The sequence below is a fragment of the Buttiauxella sp. JUb87 genome (genome assembly GCF_004361975.1).
Taxonomy (GTDB): Bacteria; Pseudomonadota; Gammaproteobacteria; order Enterobacterales; family Enterobacteriaceae; genus Buttiauxella; species Buttiauxella ferragutiae.
On record NZ_SNVY01000001.1, the window covers coordinates 821,429 to 845,884 of the forward strand.

Annotated in this window: 16 protein-coding genes; 2 read left to right on the plus strand and 14 right to left on the minus strand. The window is 50.0% G+C overall.

The window, feature by feature from the left end; translation table 11 throughout:
* Nucleotides 1–236: 236 nt before the first annotated feature.
* Nucleotides 237–1,970, plus strand: a complete 1,734-nt coding sequence (argS, locus tag EC843_RS03835) for an arginine--tRNA ligase (protein ID WP_064545850.1) — start codon at nt 237–239, stop codon at nt 1,968–1,970.
* A gap of 47 nt (nt 1,971–2,017) precedes the next feature.
* Here argS and lpxA read toward each other — a convergent pair whose 3' ends face one another.
* The 9 genes from lpxA to EC843_RS03880 all read right to left on the minus strand — a co-directional run bounded on the left by lpxA (nt 2,018) and on the right by EC843_RS03880 (nt 18,243).
* The gene (lpxA, locus tag EC843_RS03840) at nt 2,018–2,809 is read right to left on the minus strand and encodes an acyl-ACP--UDP-N-acetylglucosamine O-acyltransferase (RefSeq protein WP_064545847.1); all 792 of its coding nucleotides are present in this window, start codon (nt 2,807–2,809) and stop codon (nt 2,018–2,020) included.
* Between the two features lie 293 nt (nt 2,810–3,102).
* Entirely contained in the window at nt 3,103–4,242 is a 1,140-nt protein-coding gene (locus EC843_RS03845; protein ID WP_064545845.1) for a glycoside hydrolase family 105 protein, read from the minus strand.
* Nucleotides 4,242–5,831 carry an MFS transporter gene (locus EC843_RS03850; RefSeq protein ID WP_064545843.1) on the minus strand — a complete coding sequence of 530 codons (1,590 nt, stop codon included), beginning with the start codon at nt 5,829–5,831 and terminating at the stop codon, nt 4,242–4,244. Before EC843_RS03850 ends, EC843_RS03845 begins: the two co-directional genes overlap by 1 nt.
* 268 nt (nt 5,832–6,099) lie before the next feature.
* Nucleotides 6,100–6,492: a flagellar protein FlhE gene (locus tag EC843_RS03855; RefSeq protein WP_064545841.1), complete on the minus strand. Its 393-nt coding sequence runs from the start codon at nt 6,490–6,492 to the stop codon at nt 6,100–6,102.
* On the minus strand, nt 6,492–8,573 hold the full coding sequence (gene flhA / locus EC843_RS03860) for a flagellar biosynthesis protein FlhA (protein ID WP_133521664.1): 2,082 nt from the start codon (nt 8,571–8,573) through the stop codon (nt 6,492–6,494). The genes EC843_RS03855 and flhA overlap by 1 nt, the downstream gene beginning before the upstream one ends.
* Entirely contained in the window at nt 8,566–9,717 is a 1,152-nt protein-coding gene (gene flhB, locus EC843_RS03865; RefSeq protein ID WP_064545837.1) for a flagellar biosynthesis protein FlhB, read from the minus strand. The genes flhA and flhB overlap by 8 nt, the downstream gene beginning before the upstream one ends.
* Before the next feature lie 186 nt (nt 9,718–9,903).
* Entirely contained in the window at nt 9,904–10,488 is a 585-nt protein-coding gene (locus EC843_RS03870; RefSeq protein WP_064545835.1) for a LuxR C-terminal-related transcriptional regulator, read from the minus strand.
* 53 nt (nt 10,489–10,541) lie between these two features.
* Nucleotides 10,542–17,627, minus strand: a complete 7,086-nt coding sequence (locus EC843_RS03875) for an autotransporter outer membrane beta-barrel domain-containing protein (protein WP_133521665.1) — start codon at nt 17,625–17,627, stop codon at nt 10,542–10,544.
* 226 nt (nt 17,628–17,853) lie between these two features.
* On the minus strand, nt 17,854–18,243 hold the full coding sequence (locus EC843_RS03880) for a hypothetical protein (RefSeq protein ID WP_133521666.1): 390 nt from the start codon (nt 18,241–18,243) through the stop codon (nt 17,854–17,856).
* A 579-nt stretch (nt 18,244–18,822) separates the two neighbouring features.
* Here EC843_RS03880 and EC843_RS03885 point away from each other — a divergent pair.
* Nucleotides 18,823–19,788 (plus strand): LysR family transcriptional regulator, encoded by a 966-nt coding sequence (locus tag EC843_RS03885; protein ID WP_133521667.1) that lies wholly within the window; start codon nt 18,823–18,825, stop codon nt 19,786–19,788.
* Between the two features lie 59 nt (nt 19,789–19,847).
* On the opposite strand, the gene cheZ is transcribed toward EC843_RS03885, so the two are convergent.
* From cheZ to EC843_RS03910, 5 genes are read right to left on the minus strand one after another with little or no spacing between them, the layout of a single operon-like run.
* Entirely contained in the window at nt 19,848–20,492 is a 645-nt protein-coding gene (gene cheZ, locus EC843_RS03890; protein ID WP_064545826.1) for a protein phosphatase CheZ, read from the minus strand.
* Nucleotides 20,493–20,502: 10 nt separating this feature from the next.
* A complete protein-coding gene (gene cheY, locus EC843_RS03895; protein ID WP_064545825.1) occupies nt 20,503–20,892 on the minus strand; it encodes a chemotaxis response regulator CheY in 390 nt (129 codons plus the stop codon).
* A 17-nt stretch (nt 20,893–20,909) separates the two neighbouring features.
* Nucleotides 20,910–21,959, minus strand: coding sequence for a chemotaxis response regulator protein-glutamate methylesterase (locus tag EC843_RS03900; protein WP_064545824.1), 1,050 nt, complete (start codon nt 21,957–21,959; stop codon nt 20,910–20,912).
* Complete coding sequence (gene cheR / locus EC843_RS03905; RefSeq protein WP_133521668.1) at nt 21,956–22,822, minus strand: protein-glutamate O-methyltransferase CheR; 867 nt, start codon at nt 22,820–22,822, stop codon at nt 21,956–21,958. Before cheR ends, EC843_RS03900 begins: the two co-directional genes overlap by 4 nt.
* 13 nt (nt 22,823–22,835) lie before the next feature.
* Entirely contained in the window at nt 22,836–24,440 is a 1,605-nt protein-coding gene (locus tag EC843_RS03910) for a methyl-accepting chemotaxis protein (RefSeq protein WP_133521669.1), read from the minus strand.
* Nucleotides 24,441–24,456: the final 16 nt, after the last annotated feature.

A 24,456-nucleotide genomic window follows, 5' to 3' on the forward strand; every position in this document is an offset into this window, starting at 1 on the left:
TCAAATCACGAATGGGGGCTAATCTACCTTTTTCATTCAGCATCACCAACACCCATTGGGCGGCTAATTTTCTGAATGGTTAAACCCTATACCGTTAAGAGTAGTACAGGGCGCACTGGGCAAGGCTTTTGCTGACTCAAGGGATTAAATACAGTTATACTTACGCCCTAATTTTATCCCCAACGATACGGCTGCTGTAAATTAACGGCTGCCATAAGCAAAAGTAAGGTATCCCGGTGAATATTCAGGCTCTTCTCTCAGATAAAGTCAGTCAGGCACTGATTGCCGCAGGTGCGCCTGCGGATTGCGAACCGCAAGTTCGTCAGTCAGCAAAAGTTCAGTTCGGCGACTATCAGGCCAATGGCGTGATGTCAGTTGCGAAATCACTGGGCAAGCCACCACGACAAGTCGCAGAGTTGGTGATTGCGAATCTGGATTTGACCGGCATTGCCAGCAAAGTTGAAATCGCCGGCCCTGGCTTCATCAATATTTTCCTCGACCCGGAATTCCTGGCGAAAAGTGTCGATGCGGCAGTCAGCTCAGATCGCGTAGGCGTGACCATTTCCGAACCGAAAACCGTGGTGGTTGATTACTCTGCGCCAAACGTGGCGAAAGAAATGCACGTCGGTCACGTGCGTTCCACCATCATTGGTGATGCCGCGGTGCGTACTCTGGAATTCCTCGGCCATAAAGTTATCCGCGCTAACCACGTTGGTGACTGGGGTACGCAGTTCGGCATGCTGATCGCGTATCTTGAAAAACAGCAGCAAGAAAATGCCGGTGAAATGGCGCTGTCCGATCTCGAAGAGTTTTATCGCGCCGCGAAAAAGCATTACGACGAAGATGCTGAATTTGCCGAACGCGCTCGTGCATATGTGGTGAAACTGCAAGGCGGTGATGAATACTGCCGCACCATGTGGCGCAAACTGGTCGATGTGACCATGACGCAAAACCAAATTACTTACCAGCGCCTGAACGTGACCCTGACCCGCGACGACGTGATGGGTGAAAGCCTGTACAACCCAATGCTGCCGGGCATTGTCGCTGACCTGAAAGCAAAAGGTCTGGCGGTTGAAAGCGAAGGCGCAACCGTGGTCTTCCTCGACGAATACCAGAATAAAGAAGGTGAGCCGATGGGCGTCATCATCCAGAAAAAGGATGGCGGCTACCTGTACACCACGACCGATATCGCGTGTGCGAAATATCGTTATGAAACCCTGCATGCTGACCGCGTGCTGTACTTCATCGACTCCCGCCAGCACCAGCACCTGATGCAGGCGTGGACCATCGTGCGCAAAGCCGGTTACGTGCCAGATTCTGTACCGTTAGAGCACCATATGTTCGGCATGATGCTGGGCAAAGACGGCAAACCGTTCAAAACCCGTTCCGGTGGCACCGTAAAACTGACCGACCTGCTGGATGAAGCGCTGGAACGCGCACGCCGCCTGGTGACTGAGAAAAACCCGGATATGCCTGCTGACGAACTGGAAGCGCTGGCAAATGCAGTCGGTATTGGTGCGGTGAAATACGCGGATCTTTCGAAGAACCGTACCACCGACTATATCTTCGACTGGGACAACATGCTGGCCTTTGAAGGTAATACTGCGCCGTATATGCAGTATGCCTACACACGTGTGCTTTCCGTGTTCCGCAAAGCCGCTATCGACGAAACAGAACTGCTAAAAGCGCCAGTCGTGATTCGTGAAGATCGTGAAGCCCAGTTGGCGGCACGTTTGCTGCAATTTGAAGAAACGCTGAATGTGGTTGCGCGTGACGGTACGCCGCATGTGATGTGTACTTATCTGTACGATGTTGCCGGTCTGTTCTCTGGTTTCTATGAGCACTGCCCAATTCTGGCCGCAGACTCTGAAGAAGCACGTAACAGCCGCCTGAAACTGGCGCTGCTGACAGCGAAAACGCTGAAATTAGGTCTGGATACTCTGGGTATCGAAACCGTAGAACGTATGTAACAGTACAAGGCTCGCCGTTTTATACGGCGAGCCTGCTTTGAATGAGTTTAACGAATAATCCCACGCGCTGAATGCGCAAAAAACCGTTCATAAACAGCCGCAATAGCGAAATCGCTGAGCGATGCTTTTACCGCGATCTTCACTTCATCAATCGATAAAGACTGCTGATACAGCATGCTATAAAGCGTATGCACAAAATCCTGCTGCCTGGCTTCTAATGCCAGAAAGGCTGCTGCATTAACATCTACGCCGGTAGGACTCGCATGGTTACCATAGGCCATCACGAATGGTGGAATATCCTGCACCACGCCCGACTGGTCTGCCACTCTGGCATGTGCGCCCAACACACAAAACTGGTGAATGGCACACAGGAAACCAACCTGCGCCCCATCATCAAGAATCACATGCCCGGCTAATCCGCTGTTGTCGCCCATCAACGTGCCGTTACCCACTACGCAATCATGGCCGATGTGAACACCATCGAGAAAGCGATTGTCATTGCCAATCAAGGTGGTACCTTGCCCCTGAATTGTGCCGCGATGAAGTGTGGATTTTGTGCCAATCTGATTACGGTCACCAATGACTAGCTTTGTCGGTTCGTTAGCGTATTTAAGATCCTGATTAACTTCACCTATAGAAGCATATTGACCAATAGTGTTATCGCGCCCAATGGTGGTAAGCCCATTAATGACAGAATGCGAGCCGACTATGGTTCCCTCGCCAATAACTACACCTGCGGAAATAACACAAAATGGACCAATGCTCACGTGAGCGCCGAGCACAACACCAGGCTCAACCACACTGTTACTGGCCACCCGAGCTAACGGGGAAATTGACATCAAATGTTTCCTGATGAAGGCACAGCAAAAACAACGCCAGCATCGGTTAATTATTAATCCAGAACGTGGATTAACAAGCAGGGAGAGATGAACGGGAAGCGCAGCCTCGCCATTCGAATATCGTTAAGGGGGGAAAGCAGTGGAAGGCTTATCGACGACATGAATAATAATGAAATGCGCGACACAATACGCCATTTATTTATTATTAAATTGGCGGAACTTTGCAGTAATGACGAGTCTATTTGATTTTATGAAAAATTGCAGACCCGGTTCCCCAGGCCTGCACGATGAACTTACAGATAAATGCGCAGATACTCACCCAGACAGAGGATCGCCATCGCCTGGCCGTATGGCATAGACGTCAGTGGGATCTGGCGATAGAACTCCAGATTACTGCCCATTCCCGTACCAAATGAAACCTGCAACAACTCCCCATCTGGCGAGATATTTTTCACAACACCCTTCATCGCCTTTTCCGCCACTTCGGCATACTGTTTGCCGATATAGCGCTTACGGATACCTTTCAGAATGCCGTAGGCAAAACCTGCCGTCGCTGACGCTTCCAGATAGGAATTTGGGTCATCAAGCAAGGTGTGCCACAAACCGCTCTCATCCTGGCATTTTGCCAACGCAGCCACCTGGCTTTCCAGTACTTGCACCAGATAACGACGCACCGCGTTATTTTCTGGCAAATCGACAAGCTCAAGGAAGTCAGGAATCACAATGGTCAGCCAGCTATTGCCACGCGCCCAACGCGCCTGAGCAAAGTTATGGTTACCTTCGTAATTCCAGCCGTGGAACCACAGCCCGGTTTCACGGTCCATCAAGTTCTGTACGTGCAGCAGGAACTGATAAGTTGCTTCTTCGACATATTCCGGGCGATTAAGCAATTTGCCAATTTTCGCCAGCGGCAACACGGTCATCATCAGCGTGTCATCCCACATTTGCTGATGATTTTCTTCCGCCAGCGTAATGTGTTGCATGCCACCGTGTTCGGTGCGCGGCATTTCGTACATCGCCCACTCCGCCCAGCTTTCCAGCCACGGTAAATAGGACGGATCGCGCGTTTCTTCGTAGCGATACGCCAGCGTCAGGAATGGCGCCATAGTATTGACGTTTTTGGTGGTTGCACCTTCAGCAAAACGGTCGGTGAACCAGTCATCAATAATCTCACACATCTTCTTATCGCCAGTCTGACGATAATATTGATAAATGCCGTACAAGCCGACCCCATGAGTCCACTCCCAACCTGCCCAGCCTTTGGTATCAATGACTCGTCCGTCATCCAGACGCAGCAAGAATTGGCCCGTTTCATCCTTAATATTAATCAGATTGTCCGTCACCTTGTGGATCAGGGTATTAAGCTCATCCCGGGCAATAAAATGCTCCGGCTGGCACAGTAATGGGCTGTGTTTGACGGGATAAATGATCATTAACTTAACCTCTGTGATGTATTCGAATTTAATGCTGAAGCCTTTTTCAACGATGGTGCTGCAGGCTTGTTACGATTGAGATAACCAATATTGTTGTTGCCCCATAGCGAGTCATATGGCATGCCTGCCAGCAGTTCTACAGTCGCTCGCGCTTCTGGGGTAATTGCTTCCGGCACCGCGCGGCCAGCCTCACGCATCTTCGCTGTTTCTTCACGTAGCACACTGTGAGTTTGCATATTCAATTTAAAGCGTAAGGAAATTAAGAAACCGCAAATCAGTACCGCGACCGTACCAAAACTCAGAATCATTAAAATGGTATGGCTTACCGCAGGTGGCTGCGTGGTCTGCCCGGAAACAAAACCGGAAAACTGCATCACAATACCCACCAGCATCACCGCACCAGCCTGAGAGGCTTTACGCGTCAGAGTCATAATCCCGGCGAAGATACCTTCACGGCGTTGGCCGGTAATAACTTCGTCCACATCTGCAATGTAAGTGTAGATGTTCCACGGTACGTAGTTGATACCGCCGCGGCCCAGACCAGCAAGTGCAGAAACCAGCAACAGCAACGAGAAGACGTCGCTTAAACCGGCGTAATACAGCACCGCGAAAGAAATGGAGCTCATGCCGAACAATGTCACCACTAAACGGTAAGAAGGTGCCGGGCCGTACTTAATACACAGCGGGATCATGCCGATAACCGCGACAAATTGCAGAATGGCCATCGTACCCATCAGGCTGGATGCCATCGCTGCACTTTGCATCAACACAAACACCACGTAATAGGTAAACACGGCGTTGAACACGTCCTGCGCGATGTAGCCGCCCAGATACATACCGAGGTGTTGACGGAAAATCTTCACTCGCAACGTTGAGGTAAGCTCAACGTTCAAACGTTTCATACTCTGAGCAAAGGTCAGGTTTTTCTTCTCTTCTTCGGCGCGCAGTGCGGCTTCCGTCCACTCGCTACGCGGGCGTTCCCAGGTAAAGAACCACACCAGAGTCAGTACAATTGCGCAGATTGAAGCGAAGACCAGGCTTGAGTAGAAGAAGGAAATCGCGTTGTCTTTACCAAAGTGACTTAACAGAATACCCGGCAGGAATGCGGCAAGAATTGCCGACAACTGTGCCATTGAGATACGCGCACCGGAGAATTTCGTTTTCTGCTTAAAGTCATCTGTCATTTCCGGTACCAGTGTTTCGTAAGGCACCAGAATCATGGTGTAGACCACGTCAAAAATCAGATAGGTTACCAGGTAATACCAGTAACTCATCTCACCAACCCACATGAAGCTGTAGCTGAAGACTAATGGAATGCCGAGCAGAATAAAGAACTTACGGCGACCGAAACGTTTACCAAGCCAGGTTGAACCAAAGTTATCGGTCAGGAAGCCCATCAACGGACTAACGACCGCATCAAGCACGCGGGCCAGGGCGAAAATGAATGTCGCCTCAATCGGTGTCAGTCCACAGAAAGTAGTATAGAAATAGAGTAGCCATGCAGCGGTCAACGCAGTTGTGCCTGCACCAAGAAAGTCGCCCGATCCATAGGCAAGATAGTTTGCTAATCCAATCTTACGTGTTTTCATTGCCGTCAAACCCCATTGCTTTTGTTATAAGAGATTGCTCGTTCTGGCGCCTTTTGGTGCCTGCGAGAATCTTAGGAAGCTAAGGTAAAATGACCCGGCAATTGAAACCTTTCCATTTTTGCCATGCCCTGGCGGATATTGGCAAAATCACAAAGAGTCCTGGCACCTGCCTCACCATTTTATAAAACAATGGTTTATTTTTATCAAAAGAGAGTGTTATAAATGAGGTACTGAAAGGAAAAAACCGCACAAAATGCGGCTTTGAGGGTTAATGATAATTTACGATAACCTGATTACTACGGACCTTTAGTGGCGGAAAAAGGGAACCACCACCGGGTACTTCCCAGACAAAACGCAGCGGTTCATTTGCCGCCACATTGGTTAACCCGCGCGTATTACCACTCTGCCCTTCTATCTCAACGCAGCGCGACAACGAGCATAATCTGACCAGCAATCCTGCGGGCGTTGGCCCAATCAACTCATAGCGCCAGGCGACCATTGTCATTACGCCACTTACCGCTTGTGACGGAGCCAACGCACGCGATGACGCAGCAACTCCGCGGTGGCTGAGTGTCGCGCCCACGCCACTTGCCTGCCATGCCCCTTCGCCTGCGGCATGGGCCATAAAGGGTAAAAATATGAGCATCCACCAGCGACCCATCATTTCGCTCCGATAGTCGCAGTCATACGGATGTTACGATTTTCCGAAAGCTCAAGGCTGGAAAGCACCATTAATTGCGGCAGGCTACGGCGCAAGAAGCGCGCCAGTAGTGGGCGCAATGCGTGGTTGACCAACAACACTGGCGGTGCGCCGAGCATTTCCTGGCGCTTCAGGGCATCCTGAGCCTGCTCTAGCAGACGATCCGCAAGCCCCGGTTCAAGCCCACCGCCACCTTGCAACGCCTGCAATAACAAGCGTTCCAGCGCTGCATCAAGGCCAATAACCTGGACTTCGCCATTCCCCGGGAACCACTGTTGGGTAATCGCGCGGCCAAGTGCGACACGCACCACTGCGGTTAACTCATGTGGGTCACTCTGCACTGGCGCGTGCTCCGCGAGGGTTTCCAGAATGGTGCGCATATCGCGAATAGGGACTTTTTCAGCCAGCAAGTTTTGCAGCACTTTATGCAGTGTGGTCAGCGTCACCACCCCAGGCACCAGATCTTCGGTTAGCTTAGGCATTTCTTGCGAGACACGGTCGAGCAATTGCTGCGCTTCCTGGCGGCCAAACAACTCAGGGGCAAACTGTCCAATCAGATGATTCAGGTGGGTAGCGACGACGGTACTGGCTTCCACCACTGTAAAGCCCTGAATCTGCGCCTGCTCTTTTAAGGCGCTTTCAATCCAGGTGGCCGCAAGACCAAAGGCAGGATCGGTGGTCGTTTCGCCCGGCAGCGTACCTGCGGCAGTACCAGGGTTGATGGCGAGCCAACGACCCGGATAAGCATCACCGCTACCAATTTCGACGCCTTTCATCAGAATGCGATAACGCGCTGGCGGCAAATCCATGTTGTCACGGATATGCACCACCGGCGGCAGAAAGCCCATATCTTGCGCGAATTTCTTACGGATACTACGGATACGCCCTAACAACTCGCCGTCTTGCTGGAAATCGACCATCGGGATCAAGCGATAACCGACTTCCATTCCCAGCGAGTCTTCGAGCTGAACATCATTCCACGTCGCTTCAACTGCCTGCGGGTTTTCGTGCGGTTTCACGGGAGCCGCTGGCGCTGCAGGTGACTCCATCTGTCGGCCACGCATCCACCAGGCCAAAGCCAGCAATGCTGCGGTGAACAGCAAGAAGACGAAGTTAGGCATTCCAGGCACCATGCCGAGCAACCCTAACACGGCCGCACTGAGCATCATCACTCGCGGGTTGTTGAACAGTTGGGTCACCATCTGCTCGCCGACGTCTTGATCGGTTGCCACGCGGGTCACAATGACGCCTGCCGCCGTTGAGATAACCAGTGCAGGGATCTGCGCGACCAAACCATCACCAATGGTCAGTAGCGTATAGCTTTCTGCCGCAGCTCCCACAGCCATATCATGTTGCAGGACACCCACCAACAAGCCACCGACCACGTTAATCACCATGATCATCAGACCGGCTACGGCATCACCACGTACGAACTTACTGGCACCGTCCATCGAGCCGTAAAAATCCGCTTCCTGAGTCACTTCAGAACGGCGTTTTTTGGCCTCTTCTTCACCAATCAACCCGGCATTCAGGTCGGCATCAATCGCCATCTGCTTACCTGGCATGCCATCCAACACAAAACGTGCCCCCACTTCGGCAATGCGCCCGGCACCTTTGGTGATAACCATAAAGTTGATGATAACGAGGATGATGAACACCACGATACCGATGGCAAAGTTCCCACCCACCAGGAAGTGGCCGAAGGCTTCAACGACTTTACCTGCCGCCGCACCACCGGTGTGACCATCCATCAAAATGATACGCGTGGAAGCCACGTTCAGCGCCAGGCGCAATAACGTGGTAAACAGCAAAATGGTCGGGAAGGCGGCAAACTCCAGGGTCTTCTGGGTGAACATTGCCACCAACAGCACCATGATGGACAGCGCGATGTTAAAGGTGAACAGCAAATCCAGTACAAACGCGGGGAGCGGCAGCACCATCATCGACAAGATCAGCAGGATAAGTATCGGCCCGGCAAGAATTTGCCATTGCCCTGATTTCATTGTGGCAGGCAGACGCAACGTAGCGAGCAAATTAGCCATCGGAGTCCTTCTCGTTTGCAAAGTCCAGTGCTTCAGGCACCGGAAGATTTTCAGGTTTTTTCGGGATTAAACCACCAGCGACACGCCAGCGTCGCAGTTGCCATACCCACGCCAACACTTCTGCCACGGCGGAATACAACTGGCCGGGAATTTGTTGACCTATTTCCGCGTGGCGATATAACGCACGTGCCAACGGAGGCGCTTCCAGCATCGGAATACGGTGTTCGTTGCCAATTTCACGGATACGCAGAGCAACCAAACCCGCACCTTTCGCCAGAACTTTGGGCGCACTCATTTTGTTTTCGTCGTACTGCAACGCCACGGAATAGTGTGTGGGGTTGGTGACAATCACATCGGCCTTTGGGACATCAGCCATCATGCGGCGGCGCGCAATTGCCCGCTGCTGCTGACGTATACGGCCTTTTACGTGCGGGTCACCTTCTTGCTGCTTAAATTCGTCGCGGATATCCTGGCGGCTCATGCGCAATTTTTTCAGGTTGCTGAAAATCTGGAAAAACACGTCAAAGCCAACCATTGGCGTCAACCCCAGCACAATCAACATGCCGCACACCGCCACCATATTTAGCGCGTGGCCTAACGCCGCCAACGGAGGTTCACTCATCAGCCGCATCATTTCCGGCCATTTGTGCAGCAAATACCAGGCCGTGACGCTGCCCACCAAAATGGCTTTCAGGATGGCTTTGAGTAATTCAGCTCCGGCTTGCGCGGAAAACATGCGCCCTAACCCAGCGATCGGGTTCATTTTGCTGAACTTAAACTGTATTGATTTGCCACTAAATAACAGACCGCCCAGCAGCATCGGTGCGGCAATGGCCACAATCACCAAACCAAAAATCAATGGTAACAATGCCCACACCGCCTGTTTAATCAACAAACTGATCTGGCCGACGATTAGATTTGGGTCGTTAATTATGCTGTGGTCAAAGTGCAAACCAGCTGACAACATCGCAGCCAGTTGCCGTGCCAGTGGTTCTCCTCCCAGCCAGATAATGCTGATTCCCACCAGCAGCATCAGCAGTGAGGTTAATTCACGGGAACGGGGGATCTGCCCATCTTCGCGAGCTTTTTCAAGTCGGTGGGGTGTGGGTGCTTCTGTTTTATCGTCGTCGCTTTCTTCAGACACCGCAACAATCTCATGGCCGCAATTACCAGCACAGCATGCCAGAGGGGGATAAAGCTAATGGGAGGAAAACGGGGGGATTTGTGGGTTTGTTTGCGGCGTTAACGGTGGTGCGATGAATTTGAGACAGGTAATTTTAGGGGATGATTGCCGGTAGCGAGTGGGCTACCGACAATCATCATTAATTCATTATGCGACTGATTGTTGCGAGGCTAATAACAACTCTTTATTCATCATCAAGAAAATACGTCCCTTTTGCATTAATTCAACATTGCTTGAAATACCCATTTTCTTCATTGCGCTTCGTTTGTGGTGGCTGACTGTTTTAAAACTTTTATTCATTGATTTTGCAATACACATGACCGATATTCCCTGAACATACAAAGACGTCACTCTTGTCTCACTGGGACTCAGTTTATTTGTGTTAGCCACCTGGCGGCGCGAAACCAATAACTCCCTAAGGGTCGGATTAATAAAGTCAGCCAATGATTTACGAATCATATTCAACGCGACATCAAAGCGCCCAAAGGAGATGTGGCCCGGCAGCATCAACGAAGAGAAGAAACCCAGCAATGCCTCGCGGGCAAAGACTATCACACGCTCAGACTTACAGTTGAGTAGCATGGTGAGTTCAATTTCATTAAGCCATGTTTTTTCGAAAACAAATACCGACAGACCACCATCAGAATAATGACTATTTTTAATGCAACCAATAATAGAACACACCGCTTCCCTAACATAGCAGTTATCGCAATAGACAGAGATATTATCCATTTTATGACTCTTCCGAAAAAGGGGAGGCTACCCTCCCCTTTATTGAGTGACAGTTATTTGAAGTTATATTTAATGCCGATCATCGCAGAGGCATCGCTATAACCTTTATCACCGACCTGGTTTGTGACATTGCCCCAGACATTGAGGTTGTTATTAATTTGTCCCTCAACACCGACTTTCAATTCAGCAATGTTTTTTGTCCCCGTCATTGAGGAAGACACATCATTCATCACCGCACCAAAGTTATTGGTATTGTGGATCCAGTTGGCCTCGATAAATGGCTCAAACTCACGGTCTTTACCATTATCAATTTGGTTATGGCTTTTGAGATACGCCCTGACGCCCAAACGCGTCATCACGTTGCCATCGCCCTGGGACTCCACATGAGTACCATTCGCTTCGGTATGTTGATCCGCTTTAACGCCCATCCAGATAGCCTGCGCCTGCGGTTGAACATACACCTTGTTGGTGGTGCCTTTACTGCCTTTGAATTCGCCAGTTTTAAAGGTATATCCGGTCTCAACCGAGGCCGTTAAACCATCAGACTTGTAGGATTCAGAAGCTAATTCGTCACCCTTAACACTGTTATTAAACCAGTTGTACTGTGCCCAGCTATCAACATATGCCCCGGTGTTTTCCGCTTCATTGGCAAGCCAGGTGCCGTAAACCCCAACGCTATAACCGTTGACTGAGCCATCCGCACGGTAGTTTGTGACGGACGAACGGGTATTGCTTTGGTTATTACCGTAACCGGCCATCACGCCAAGATGGGTACGGTTCTCGCCTTCCGTACCCCACTGCGCAATGTCGCCACCCATTTGTAAAACGTAGCGGTTGCTTTGCGTTTTTAATTGGCCCGAGTCATCACGGAACCCTGTGTGACCACCAATGTTACGCATCCACATGCTGGTGACGTTGGTTTCACCCGTCAGCGCATCCACATAGTTTGTCTCTCCCAAACGATCGTGGAGAGTGGTAATAAACATGGTATTCGCCGCTGCAATATTAGCGGTATACGCTCCGGCTTCCGGACGCACTATCGGACTGTCTGAATGCGCCGGATCGACTGGCGTATCAGGGGAAACCGGTGTATCCGGATTATCAGGAGTGAAAGGAGCCGGAGCCTGAGACGCCAGGTACCAGTTGCCATCCGCTTGTCCTTTATTCAGGAAGTAGTCGTATGCCCCAGCGACCGCACGCCCCTGCAAGGTGAAATCACCTTGTGATGCCCCGCCCACCTGCACCACTTCAATCCCTTTTTCGGTCAGCGCGCCATTACCGCCAAGGTTCGTGACCTGGACACGCGTACTGCCAGAAGTATCCCCTGTCACCACCAGTTTATCGGTCACTGAGTTGTCATCACCCAGCACGGTATTTAACGCAAGCAGCCCATTGTCACCGTTGTAATGACCATTGACGATCAATGTGTTACCAGCAGTAGCGCCCGCCAGATTTATCTCACCCTGGTTATTAAGATCCCCGACGTTCAAAGTGCTGGCCGCCTGATTTTCATAGCCACTGAGCGCGTTGAGCGCCGCTAGCGTTCCCTGGTTGTTAACCGGTCCAGTGACTTCACCGTTACCGCCAAGCGCTGCTCCTGAGGCGATATTCACTCTGCCATTGCCGGATAACTTACCGTTTGCCTGTTCGTTACTGCCCAGTATCAGACGGCCATTTTGGACATCCGTGGTACCGCTGTAAGTCTGCTCGTTGTCGATAATTAGCGCGGCATTACCTGTTTTCTCAAGGGAACCGGTGCCCGTAATCACGTTGGATAATAACCAGTCGCTATCAGCCGTCAGATGCACAACACCGTTGTCCAACACGTCTGCATCACCGAGGTTTTCAGCCGCTGAAGCACGCAGGTCGCTGCCGCTGTCGACTGTGAACTCCCCGGTAAAGGCGCTGTTATCCGCCGTGAGTGTGATATCTGAATTATCTTTTAACTCAACCGCCCCAGCACCTGCCAATTGCTTACTAAGTTGCCCAACTACAGCAGCATCGCTTGCCAGTTGTTTTGCAAAGGTTAAGCGGTCTTGTGCCGTTGCCAGAGTCACCGTGCCGGTATCACCAAAACCTGAAACATTATTCAGCAGCGCCTGTGAACCGCCTTCCAGTGTGACATCTCCGCTAAAGCCGGTGTTGGCTCCGTTTACGGTCAATACGCTTGGGTCGATAACCAGCTTCCCGCTGCCGTTCAGAGTGCCAGCATTAATTGTCCCGCCATCGGTATCACCCGCTACCCGCTGGGTGTCCGAAATGGTGAGCTCGCTTCCGGCTGTTAACTGCAACTGGCTTGCCGCTGCGGTGTTTAGCGCCCCGACTTGCTGGCTGTGGCCCTGCATCTCGACGGCGGCATTTTCTTCAATGCGCAGGTCACGGGTTTGGCCTAACACACCGTCATTTGCCAGTTGCAACGTGCCGCTTTTAACCACGGTCTGCCCGGTATAGCTGTTATCCAGATTAGAAAGTGAAACCGCACCCGTTGGGCTATCGATATGCAAATCGCCCGAGCCGATAATTTTGGCGCTTAAATCACTGGCAGGGCCGCTCTTACCGTTGCTGTTAAGTACCAGCGCGTCGTCCCCAACGCTTTGTAATTCAACCTGCTTGAGGCCATAGTTGATATACAAACCGTCAGCGTTGTCGCCGCTGGTCAAGCGGTAATCCCACGTCCCTTTCGCCACCGTCGCACCCTGCTGGGTGATGTCCACGGTTACAGAGTCGGAGATAACGTTATCGTCCTGGTCTCTCAGCTCAAGATTGCCACCGCTTCCGCTTACCGAACCTGCGCTATCGGCCAGTTTGACCAGCGTTTGTGCATCGTCTTGTTCCATCAGAGAAAGATGATTCTCCGGCAATGGATTATCGTTAATGGCTGAGGTCAACGACACCGCTACGACACCCGGGCCGCTGATACCAAGGCTGTTTGTAGTATGAACGGTGTTCTCTGCCACCGACATGCCCGGGTTCAGCGCCCCAAATTTTGCCGTCCCGCCATTGAAGTTCAGGGCGCCAATAGTCTGCGTACCCGCACCTACCATCGCAACGCTTCCGGCGCTCAATTTCAGGTTGGCATCACTTAACGCTTGAGCGTTGATCCCCTCCAGCGCGAAGCTGCTGTTTGTCAGCTCCAGCGTCCCAGCAAAAGCATCACCTTTGTTGTTGTCGGTAAAGCTAAAGGCTTTATTGGAAAGGTCAGCTTTGACCGTGCCGGAGCCTTTAAGATGGCTCTTTAACGCCACATCCTGGGTGTTGTTTAACGCAAGGATGCTGTTGGTATCGATATTAAATGTCGTCCCGCTTACATCATCGACGGCATCACCCAGCGCCAGCAGGGTATTTTGCTCCGTAAAGGTGGAACCATTGGTCAGATTAATGGTTTCAAAGCCAGTCAGAGCGTTGACGTTTTCCAGAACATACGCTGAGTTATCCAGATTCAGCACATCATCAACACCAGCCCCCGCATTAAGGGAGGTGAAAATAGTCGTTTCCTGAGCGGTGACGTCTTTGAGATTAAAAATGTCACGCCCGGCACCCGTGGTGAAATCGGTCCCGGTACTGCCGCTGTTTAAATTGACGGTGTTATTTCCGGTCTGGAGGTTAACTTGACCGACAATATTACCGCCCGCATTGTTAGTGAAAGTCATCCCCGCGCCGGAATTGCTTGCCACCGCGACCTGAATTGCACTGTTCGCTTTGATAGAGCCATTATTGACGAAGGTGCTGACCTTACCGTTATTCAGATTGACCACTTCTTTCGTCAGTGATTTTGATGTGAGCGCGCCAGACTGAACCACGTTAGCCGTCGTGCCCCCCACCACCAGCGCAGAACCGCCGTCAGTAGCCATCACATTAATGGCGGTGCCGTTTTTCACATCACCACTGGTATTGGTCACAATGCCCGACCCGTTTGCACCTGTTACATTAATCGTCAGACCATCTGAATCCAGTAGATTCAAATCAGCTGTGGTAGTCGAGCCATCAGCGTGTTTGAGCGCAATACCGGCCCCAGAACCGCTGACCGTAATCACACCACTATTGGATGTTCCCAGTTCAGCACCGGTACGAATCCCTGCGCCCTGCTCGACATTAAGTTTGGCATTGTTCAGACGGATACCGGCAACTTCCGCCCCGTTCTCAATCGCATTACCCGTGCCGGTCACGCTGATGGTGGCGTCTGTCACGGTCAGTTGCGAATCGCCCGTAGCTTTCAGTAACCCCGTCTTCGCTGGGGCTTCGATCAACACACCATGAGCACCATTTTGAGCAATAGTCGTGCCCTGCCCACTCAATGCAAGCGAAGCACCATCTTTCAGGCGATAGGCTGCCGTTCCACCGGTGGCTTTAACCGTACCAGTGTTAGTCACTTTTGAGTCGCCACCCACAATATCGACGGCAATTCCATTGACGGTGATATTGCTGCTGTTCTCCAGGTTGCCGCCGTCGACCAGCACACCGGTGCTGTTATCTGCAGTAAAGGTCAGCGAACCTTTATGGATAAGCGTACCTTTGTTACGCGCGATATAGCCCATGGCATCGCTGGCTGCATTAGAGTTATCGAGTGTTGCATAAGATGTTAATTGGGAAGCACCCGTTGCGCCTGCGGCACCAGTAATCGTGGTTGAATTACCATCAACAATACCTGCCGTGGCATTTTTAGCTGTCAGCGCCAACATTACGCCCTGATCCAGCACACCTTGCGCGCCACCTTCAACTTTGACTGCCGTCGAGCCTGCAGCATCGACATTCAGTACCATCTTCCCGGTATTGAGTTTACTAATAGTTTTGCCGTCTTCACTTTTCCCAGTAACTAACAAAAGGGTGCTGTTTTCACCACTGGCATTCATAACGGAAGTACTATCCGCACTGCCGATGAACGAAGAACCGCCATCAATGCGATACAGCGTCGACCCTTTGGTGGAGACATTTTGGCTGCCGATGCTATTGTCTTTGATGGATGAACCTACACCGTAAACGTAATAACCAATCTGGTTTTCACCCTCTTCAAATGCCACTTTCCCGGCACCTTCGAGTGTTACCACGCCTTTGTTACGGGCATGGACACCAATAGCGCGGTCGCCTTTAAGCTCCACGGTTCCAGAGTGCGTAACATTAGCCCCTGCACCTTCGGACCAGATACCGTAGTTTGCAGTTTTAGTCGCTGGATCAACCCCCTGATTAACAATAATGTCTCCACTGTTTGTTGCTGCGCTATTCGTAAGCACCTGCATGCCCACGGAGTTAATCCCGTTAAGATTAATGGTCCCGCTGTTTGTTATCTGTTGAGCGCCAGAGGAAGAACTGATGCCAATATTCTTGCTACTGGCGTTAGACGCACTTCCCATCCGACCGTTAACATTAACGATACCATTTTGATTAACGACTGAGGCGCTCCCCCCAGCAGAAATAGCAGTAGCGCCCTGCGTCTGGGTGCCAATAGTAATAGTCCCGCCAGCGTTGTTATTTAACGTCCCGCCATTTAATAGGCTAACACCCAGGGTTCCCAACGAGGTTACCGCTACATCACTAGTCACGTCATTTACAGATCGCTGAGCCAGGCGTCCAATATAGAGCTGCCCGTTATTGTCGAAACTTGATTTGCTCTGTAGCACGACACCGGTGGCTTTATAGTTACCATTGGCTGATGACGGCTGGGCTAATGCGGCCAGGTTAATATTACCGTTGTTAGTAAACTGCGTTGTATCGTTAGTGATAACGCCAGTTGAGCCTGCATTATCCTGACGAGGAGCAATGTTAATCACACCATTGTTTAAAACAGTACTGGTACCAGAAGCATTAATTGCAACCTGCTCACCATTGCCAATGTTAAATCCACTGGAAGTATATTTATTAAAGGCAGACATATCCGCATTGGTGCCGGCATCAATAACACCTTCGTTATGGATTTGGCTATCTTTTGCAAAGACAACATAGGCTCCGCGCAAAGAATTATATACAGTACCAATGGTTCCGAGGTTGGTTAGCGTCGCCCCGTTAAGTAAACGGACTAATGACGCATCGGATCTAAACATCTGAATATTGGCATCCTGGCTGATATTGACAATTGCCCCACTACCATCAGCTTTAATAAATGCAACCCGACCGCGATCGACATTCATATTTATCGCATCACTATCCGGAATAGGCGTCTTAACATACACCTGCTTCAAGGATTTATCGTACGCCAACTCTAACTGAGTATCATAGTCTGTACTTTTCAAACTTCCGGCGTTAATCGCCTGCTGCAAAGCAGTATTATATTGTTGGAAGCTTTCGAGATCGTTAACAACAAAGCTGCCAATTTTGCTGGCTACCTGTCCTTTAAAGCCACCAATAAAAGATGCTGCATATTTTGAATTGGAGTTATTGTTGCTAACGTAGCCTAATTCAGCGACAGTTTTTGAATTATAATTCAGCGTACCATTATCTGCGATGTTAAATACCGCAGAAGTTGTGACATCAGCCTGACTGCCTTTCATTATCACCGCAAGGCGGTTTGCTGCATTATTCATCCAGTTAGCACTGGTAATGCCAACATTGACATCTACCACAGAGCCTGACTGAACAGAGTAAAGGGACGTATCAACGTATTGCCCATGTTCTCCGACAGCGATTGACATCGGGAAGACAAAATCTGCCGCGCGCGTGACCGTCATTTGAGCATTATCATAGACAGAAACAGAGGTCTGATTATGAGTAATCGGATCTTCAAAAGTGATTGTTGAGCCTTTATTACCTAACCTAAAAATATCTCCGGAAATGTAATCCGCCCCGGCAACAACGACCCCTGCATCAAGTGCTTGTTGCAAGGTAGTATTTTTGAACCCTGACGCACCCATTGTTATATTTGCAAAACCATTACTCCCGCCTGTAATTAGATTCACCGGACCAGAAAGAATGGAATAAGCTGAACTTTGAGGATTAAAGAAATCTATCTCTCTATCAATAGCAAAACTTTTTTCTGTCGCAAGCGTGGATAAAATACAGGTCAGTAAGAATTTCCTGGTGAACACACCTTCAGAGGTAACATTTCCCGTGGAAGAAGATTTACTTTTTTTACGCCCTTGAGCTAACTCAGAAGCCACAATATATCGACCCAGCGTTGCATTCCATATAACACTATAAAATTTGTTCATGTTTTTACCCGATCACACTTAAATGAGAGTGACTTAATTAATGAGGAATAGATATCGGATGCGATATCCAATCAGTGACTAAGACAAAATCAGCGAATTTAGTGCATAACCAGGCCGCCACAGGAAAGTGGATAGTGCAATAAATTTATTATTTCTGATTTTGATAAGTGCTCAATTTTTCTATCTAACTTATACCTTTTTGATATCCTTTATCATTTCATTTCCTTTATCCACCTACATATAATGCCTGTAGCCGTTTAGCATGAATTCGGTAGTACGCCCCTTTTTCACTTGTTATAAAATCATCTCCCAACCCAACCAGGGAGAGATGAATTTTTAAATCTTTAAGAGTGGCCCAGAGAATTTGACTCGAGGACTTTAGGTTTCTGTTATCCCAGACTGCTTTTAATATATCGTCTCGCCTCACAGGATGCTCTTTGCCATTAGCCAGTAAATAGGCTAACAACACCATTTGTAACTCTTTTATGGATATCACACTCACATTCAGCGCGTAGGATCTTTTCTCATCATCAAGAAAAAGTTTAATGATTCTACGGCGACGGATATCCACCTGGATATTGTCATTGATCAAAAAACCAAAAGTATCTTTATACATGTTAAACGCCCTAACTATCTTAATTGTCAATTTAAGGCTCTCTTCAAACTTCACGTAGTCTATATAAAGCCAAAAAAGCCGTAATCCTCCCCGTAAAACTGATGGCAATTGTTATACCCACGTTAAAATCAGTTTTAAATTCTACATAAATTTATTAGAAAGAGACATATATCGCACAGCGATCGATTTTCGATTTTTTAACTCAGAGCTCATCACGAAGCTATATCAATACAAAATTTTGTTTTAATGACAAAATCAGATAAATGCACCGATAAAAAACTTAACTTGTTAATATTTATAGAAAAATAAAAACCATAAAACTTGGGTGGATTTGTCTTATTTTGGACTTTCAACTGAGCAGCTTTGTGATGAAGTTTGCATTTACCCCCAATTGTTAAACATATGTTTACAACACTCTGCCTGACCACTATCTGGTGGCTTTCCAGTTCGTGTTTTAAATTAGCCAACACTCCTCTTTAAAGGTGAGTTATTAGGTGCCAGGTAATTGAACCATGGAAAAGCTCATAGTAAAAATCATTGAACAGAAATCCATTCATGGAATAAATCATTGAACTAGACTTGAATCGTCTGTTTATAGATGAAGAGAGAAACGCGATGCCTAAACAGGAAGAAGGGAAATTTGATTATAATTTAATACATTACCTGGTCACCATTGTCGAAACGAGCAGTATGGTGAGTGCAGCAGAAGTATTGGGGGTTGCGCCTTCAGTCGTCAGTTACGCGGTAAAAAAACTGCGTGATCATTACGGAGACCCGCTTTTTGTTCGTTCGCTCAATGGTGTGAAGCCCACTTCGCTGGCGCTGAATCTTTATCAGAAATTCACGTTGATCAATAACGACATTATTGAAGCGATTAATCTCAAACAGTTACAAAGTACTGCGACGCGTAAAATTTTCATCCAGACAGAATCCTTAAGCGAGTTATGGATTACTGAGAAACTTTGGGAACACGGTATTGTTCCTGAGGAGTGCGTGGTGGAGTTCTGCAGCCTACCTGCAACCAACGAGCAACGGAGTAATAAACTTCGCAGTCGGGAAGTAGACCTGGATATCGGTTTAACCATTCAGGGTGACAGCAACATTCTCGGGACAACTCTTTACTCGTTTGAATACGTCATTATATGCCGCCAACAGCACAAAACCGTAGGTGACAGCATTACCCTGGAACAGTTCACCCAGGAAAAGTACCTCGGCTTTAGTTTGCGCCATTCAGATACGCAATTAAAAAATGACTTTAGCCGCGTGATAAGTTCGCGAGTTCTTGCCCCTGAAATCCGAAGTGAAAGCGCAGTCAATTTGCTTTTGGCCACGCTATCAAGAGATTTACTACTGATTATTCCTAAACAATACTCCTCGTTCATTCGATCTTTCCTGCCATTCAGAGAGGTCAAGTGTGATTTCTTCCAACAAAGCAGTCTCTATTTCAACGCGCACATGCATAAACAAAATGGGGATGACGAGTTGCTAAACAAAATAGTCAGCATTTTGAAAGCACCGATAATGGCGGATGAGAACATTTTTTGAAGTATAAAATTGGGTAGTATCATCGTGCAGGGAAATCCTCCCCCGCACGATGTTCAGACTTAAAAGCCTAAACTATCCAGCAAATCATCAACCTGATCCTGGCTTGCCACCACACCCGCCGCGCTGGCGTTCATTTGTGGGCCGTTAAGCAGGCTGTCAGCCGGGCGTTTTGCTCGGGCATCCAGTTCTGGCATGTTCTCCATCAACACCATCAACAACTGGCGTTCAATTTCCTGGATAACATCCATCATGCGCTTGATTACCTGGCCGGTTAAATCCTGGAAATCCTGTGCCATCATGATTTCCAGAAGCTGGGCATTAGTGAAACTGGTATGCGACGGGACGCCAGATAAATAACTACGCGTATCGGTGACCAGTTCACGGGCATCACCCAGCTCGATGGGGTTTTCAAACCAGGCGTCCCAACGGCCAGTTAATGCTTTGGCATCGCTTTCCATTTTATTCTGGTGAGGCTGTGCGAGCTCCACGCAGTTCAGTGCGCGTTCGGCGGCCTGCGCCGTCATTTGCACCACGTAGTCCAGACGGTCGCGGGCATCAGGAATAGCTTCCGCCGCTTCAGCAATCGCCTGGTCAAGGCCCAGTTCGCGCAAGCTGTCACGCAGCATACGGGTCAGGCTACCTATCCGAACGATAATATCGCCGGTTGAATTTAACTCTGACGCGGGGTTTGTAGATGAGTGCATGTGCCTCTCCTTACATGCCGAGCTTTTCGAAGATTTTGTTCAACTTCTCTTCCAGAGTGGCGGCGGTGAACGGTTTCACCACATAACCACTCGCCCCGGCTTGTGCTGCGGCAATAATGTTCTCTTTCTTCGCCTCAGCCGTCACCATCAGCACTGGCATTGCCGCCATTGCGCCATCGGCACGAATGGTTTTCAGCAACTCCAGGCCATCCATGTTCGGCATGTTCCAGTCAGAAATCACGAAGCCAAAGCCGCCACCATTCAGTTTATTCAACGCATCAACGCCATCTTCAGCCTCTTCAACGTTGTTGAAACCCAGCTCTTTTAACAGGTTACGGACAATGCGACGCATGGTAGAGAAGTCATCCACCACCAAAAATTTGAGTTCTTTATCTGCCATTTATAGAGTTCCTTCGGTTAAATACGTATTGCCTGTCCGGCACTAATCTTCATCAACATCTGCTGACTAATCTGGCTTAAATCGACCACTTCGCTAACGCCACCACTGTTAATGGCTTCACGCGGCATGCCGAACACCACACAACTTGCTTCGTTTTGGGCGATGGTCCATGCCCCGGCTTTATGCATTGCCAGCATCCCGACGGCACCGTCATTCCCCATTCCGGTGAGAATCACGCCCACGGCATTTCGCCCGGCGAATTTCGCCACGGAATGGAACAACACATCCACGGCCGGGCGATGCCGGTTCACAGGTGGGCCATCGTGAATCTTGATTTGGTAGTTCGCCCCGCTGCGAGCAAGCTCCATATGTTTATCACCAGGGGCGATGTACGCATGACCTGGCAATACGCGCTCGCCATCCTCAGCTTCTTTTACGGCTATCTGGCACAACTTGTTGAGCCTGTCGGCAAACGAGCGCGTAAAACCTGGCGGCATATGTTGGGTGATCAGCACCGCTGGGCTTGAAAGCGGCAACGGTTGTAGCACATGGCGAATCGCCTCAGTACCACCAGTTGATGCACCGATGGCTATCAATTTTTCTGAACTGAGCAATGGCCCGGCTTTGATTGCCATCGGAGCCGCCGCTGGTGCGCGTGCGGCCAGTTTGGCTTTGGCCGCGGTGCGCACTTTCTCAGCAATAGTTTCGCTGTACGCCAGCATCCCTTCGCGGATCCCCAACTGTGGTTTAGTGACAAAATCAATCGCCCCCAACTCCAGCGCCCTTAAAGTGACTTCCGAACCTTTCCCCGTCAGTGATGACACCATCACCACCGGCATCGGGCGCAGACGCATCAATTTTTCGAGAAAATCCAGCCCGTCCATACGTGGCATTTCGACATCCAGCGTCAGTACGTCCGGGTTAAATTTTTTAATCAAATCCCGCGCCACCAGCGGGTCTGGCGCGGTTGCCACCATTTCCATGTCGTCATGACTGTTGACTATCTCAGTCATGATTTGACGCATCAGGGCAGAATCATCGACACACAGCACAGTTATTTTTGTCATGATTTTTCCTTACTCAGTCCATATACCGTCTGCCCACGCAGCAAAAATTCGCGGCTGAGATTACTGAAATTTTCCGAATGCCCGGCAAACAGCAATCCGCCCGGTTTAAGCAACGGTACAAAGCGCTGCAAAATTTGCTGCTGCGTTTCTTTATCGAAATAAATCATCACGTTGCGACAGAAAATGGCATCAAATGGCCCAGGAATTGGCGCTTGCTTGTCCAACAGGTTGATTGGCGCAAATTCCATATGACTGGCCAGATCGCTACGTACGCGCACCAGCCCATCGTGTGGCCCGGTGCCGCGCATGAAATAGCGCTGCATCTGGAGTGGAGCCAGCGTTTTCAGTTCATCCTGGCGATAAACCCCACTTTGCGCCTTCTCCAGAACCTGAGTGTCAATATCACTGGCAAACACTTTCCAGCGCCCCGGCGCCATCCCGATAACATCGGCGAGCGTAATCGCGATGGAGTAAGGTTCTTCTCCGGTCGAGGCCGCAGCACTCCACACTTTGTATTCACCACTCCGTTTACGCGCATGCTCTGCGAGAATCGGGAAATGGTGACCCTCGCGAAAAAATGCCGTCAGGTTTGTGGTCAGGGAATTAATGAACGCCTGCCATTCGGCATTAATACCGTTGGCTTCCAGCATGCTCAAATAGTGCCCAAAATCCTCCAGCCCTAAAGTGCGCAAACGGCGCACCAGGCGGTTGTAAACCATGTCGCGTTTATGATCGGCCAGCACAATACCTGCGCGCTGGTAAATCAACTGGCAGATCCGACGAAAATGCGTGTCGGACAGCGGTAGACGCTGTGTCATCTGTAACATTAATGACGTTTGTCCGTTGGACAGTGGTGATGTCATAGCGCCTTCTTGATCATGGAGTGACAAGCACCCCGTTAGTGACTAAATCTTTGCTGATGCCTTGTTCAGTAGCACTTTCCAGATTAAACACTGCAACGACACCACTCAGGTGTTCGGCCTGGCTTGCCAGCGCATCGGTGGCGGCTGCGGCTTCTTCTACCAGTGCAGCATTCTGTTGGGTGACCTGATCCATCTGGCTGACTGCCTGCGCCACCTGTTCGATGCCGCGACGTTGCTCGTCAGAGGCGGAAGCAATTTCGCCCATAATGTCGTTAACCTGCGTCACCGAACGGACGATCTCCGCCATCGTCGTCGCGGCGGTATCCACCAGTTGCGAACCCTGATGCACGCGGTCAACCGACTCTTCAATCAACACTTTGATCTCTTTTGCCGCCTGCGCACTGCGTTGTGCCAGGTTGCGCACCTCGCCTGCGACTACGGCAAATCCACGCCCTTGCTCGCCAGCACGAGCCGCTTCAACGGCTGCGTTCAGTGCCAGAATATTGGTCTGGAAAGCGATACCATCAATCACGCTGGTGATGTCACCAATTTTCTTCGAGCTTCCGGCGATGTCGTGCATGGTACGTGCGACATTGGCCGCTTGCTGGCCGCCTTGCTGCGCGGTATCGGCGGCAGTGCGAGAAAGCTGCGCTGCCTGGCGCGCGTTGTCGGCGTTCTGGCTCACGGTTGCGGTGAGTTGTTCCATACTGGCGGCGGTTTCCGCCAGCGACGCAGCCTGCTGTTCGGTACGTGATGAAAGGTCATTGTTGCCCGCAGCAATTTCTGCGATACCGGTGTGCATCGCGCTGCTGCCCTGGCGAACCTGCCCCACCGTCTCTTTAAGCTCCTGCTGCATGTTTTTCAGGCTGCGGAAAATCTCAGAGATTTCGTTACGCCCAAAGACACCGATCGGGCGTGCCAAATCCCCGGCGGCAATATGCTCAAAATGACTGCGGACGATTTCAAGTGGGCGCACCAGCATTCTGCGTGACCAGACGATTGAGCCAATCAGCATCAGAATCGCAATCACCGTGACACAGGCAAAAATAATGGCCGAGATCTGGTAATTGGTTTTGCTGTCTGCACTCGACGCCGCCACGATGTCATTAATACTTTGCTGCCAGGCATTAAAGTTGGCATCAAAAATATCCTGTGACTTCTGAATCGGCGCGCTGAGGAAATCAGAAAGCTGATTGCTCTCAAGCCAGGTCGACTGATGCTGCAGATCATCGCGCCAGGTGGCGTAACTTTGTTTGGTTGACGCCATCATCTCCTCACCTTCTTTATTCAAAGGTGGGATTTCCAGAAACTGGTTAAACAACATGTCAGCCTGTTTCAGGCTGCCGCGCGCGTTGGCCATCAGCCGTTTAATATCGTCTTGCGGATAACTGAGTGCCGTCAGCGTCCCGGCCCGGCTCAGCGCCGTGCTGGCCTGCAACAAAGCCGCACGGCTTTGCGTTAGGGTGTCACGTTGCTGGTTTCCGACTTCAACCATTTTTAAATTCTGAAAGTCATCCCTGAATGCCCAAAAGGACAGTCCATTACTGCCAATCTGCAATACGCCGCAGACGATCAAGATTAACAACAGCGTGGTCGAAATTCGGATACGGTTGAACATCACATCCCCTCAGCTG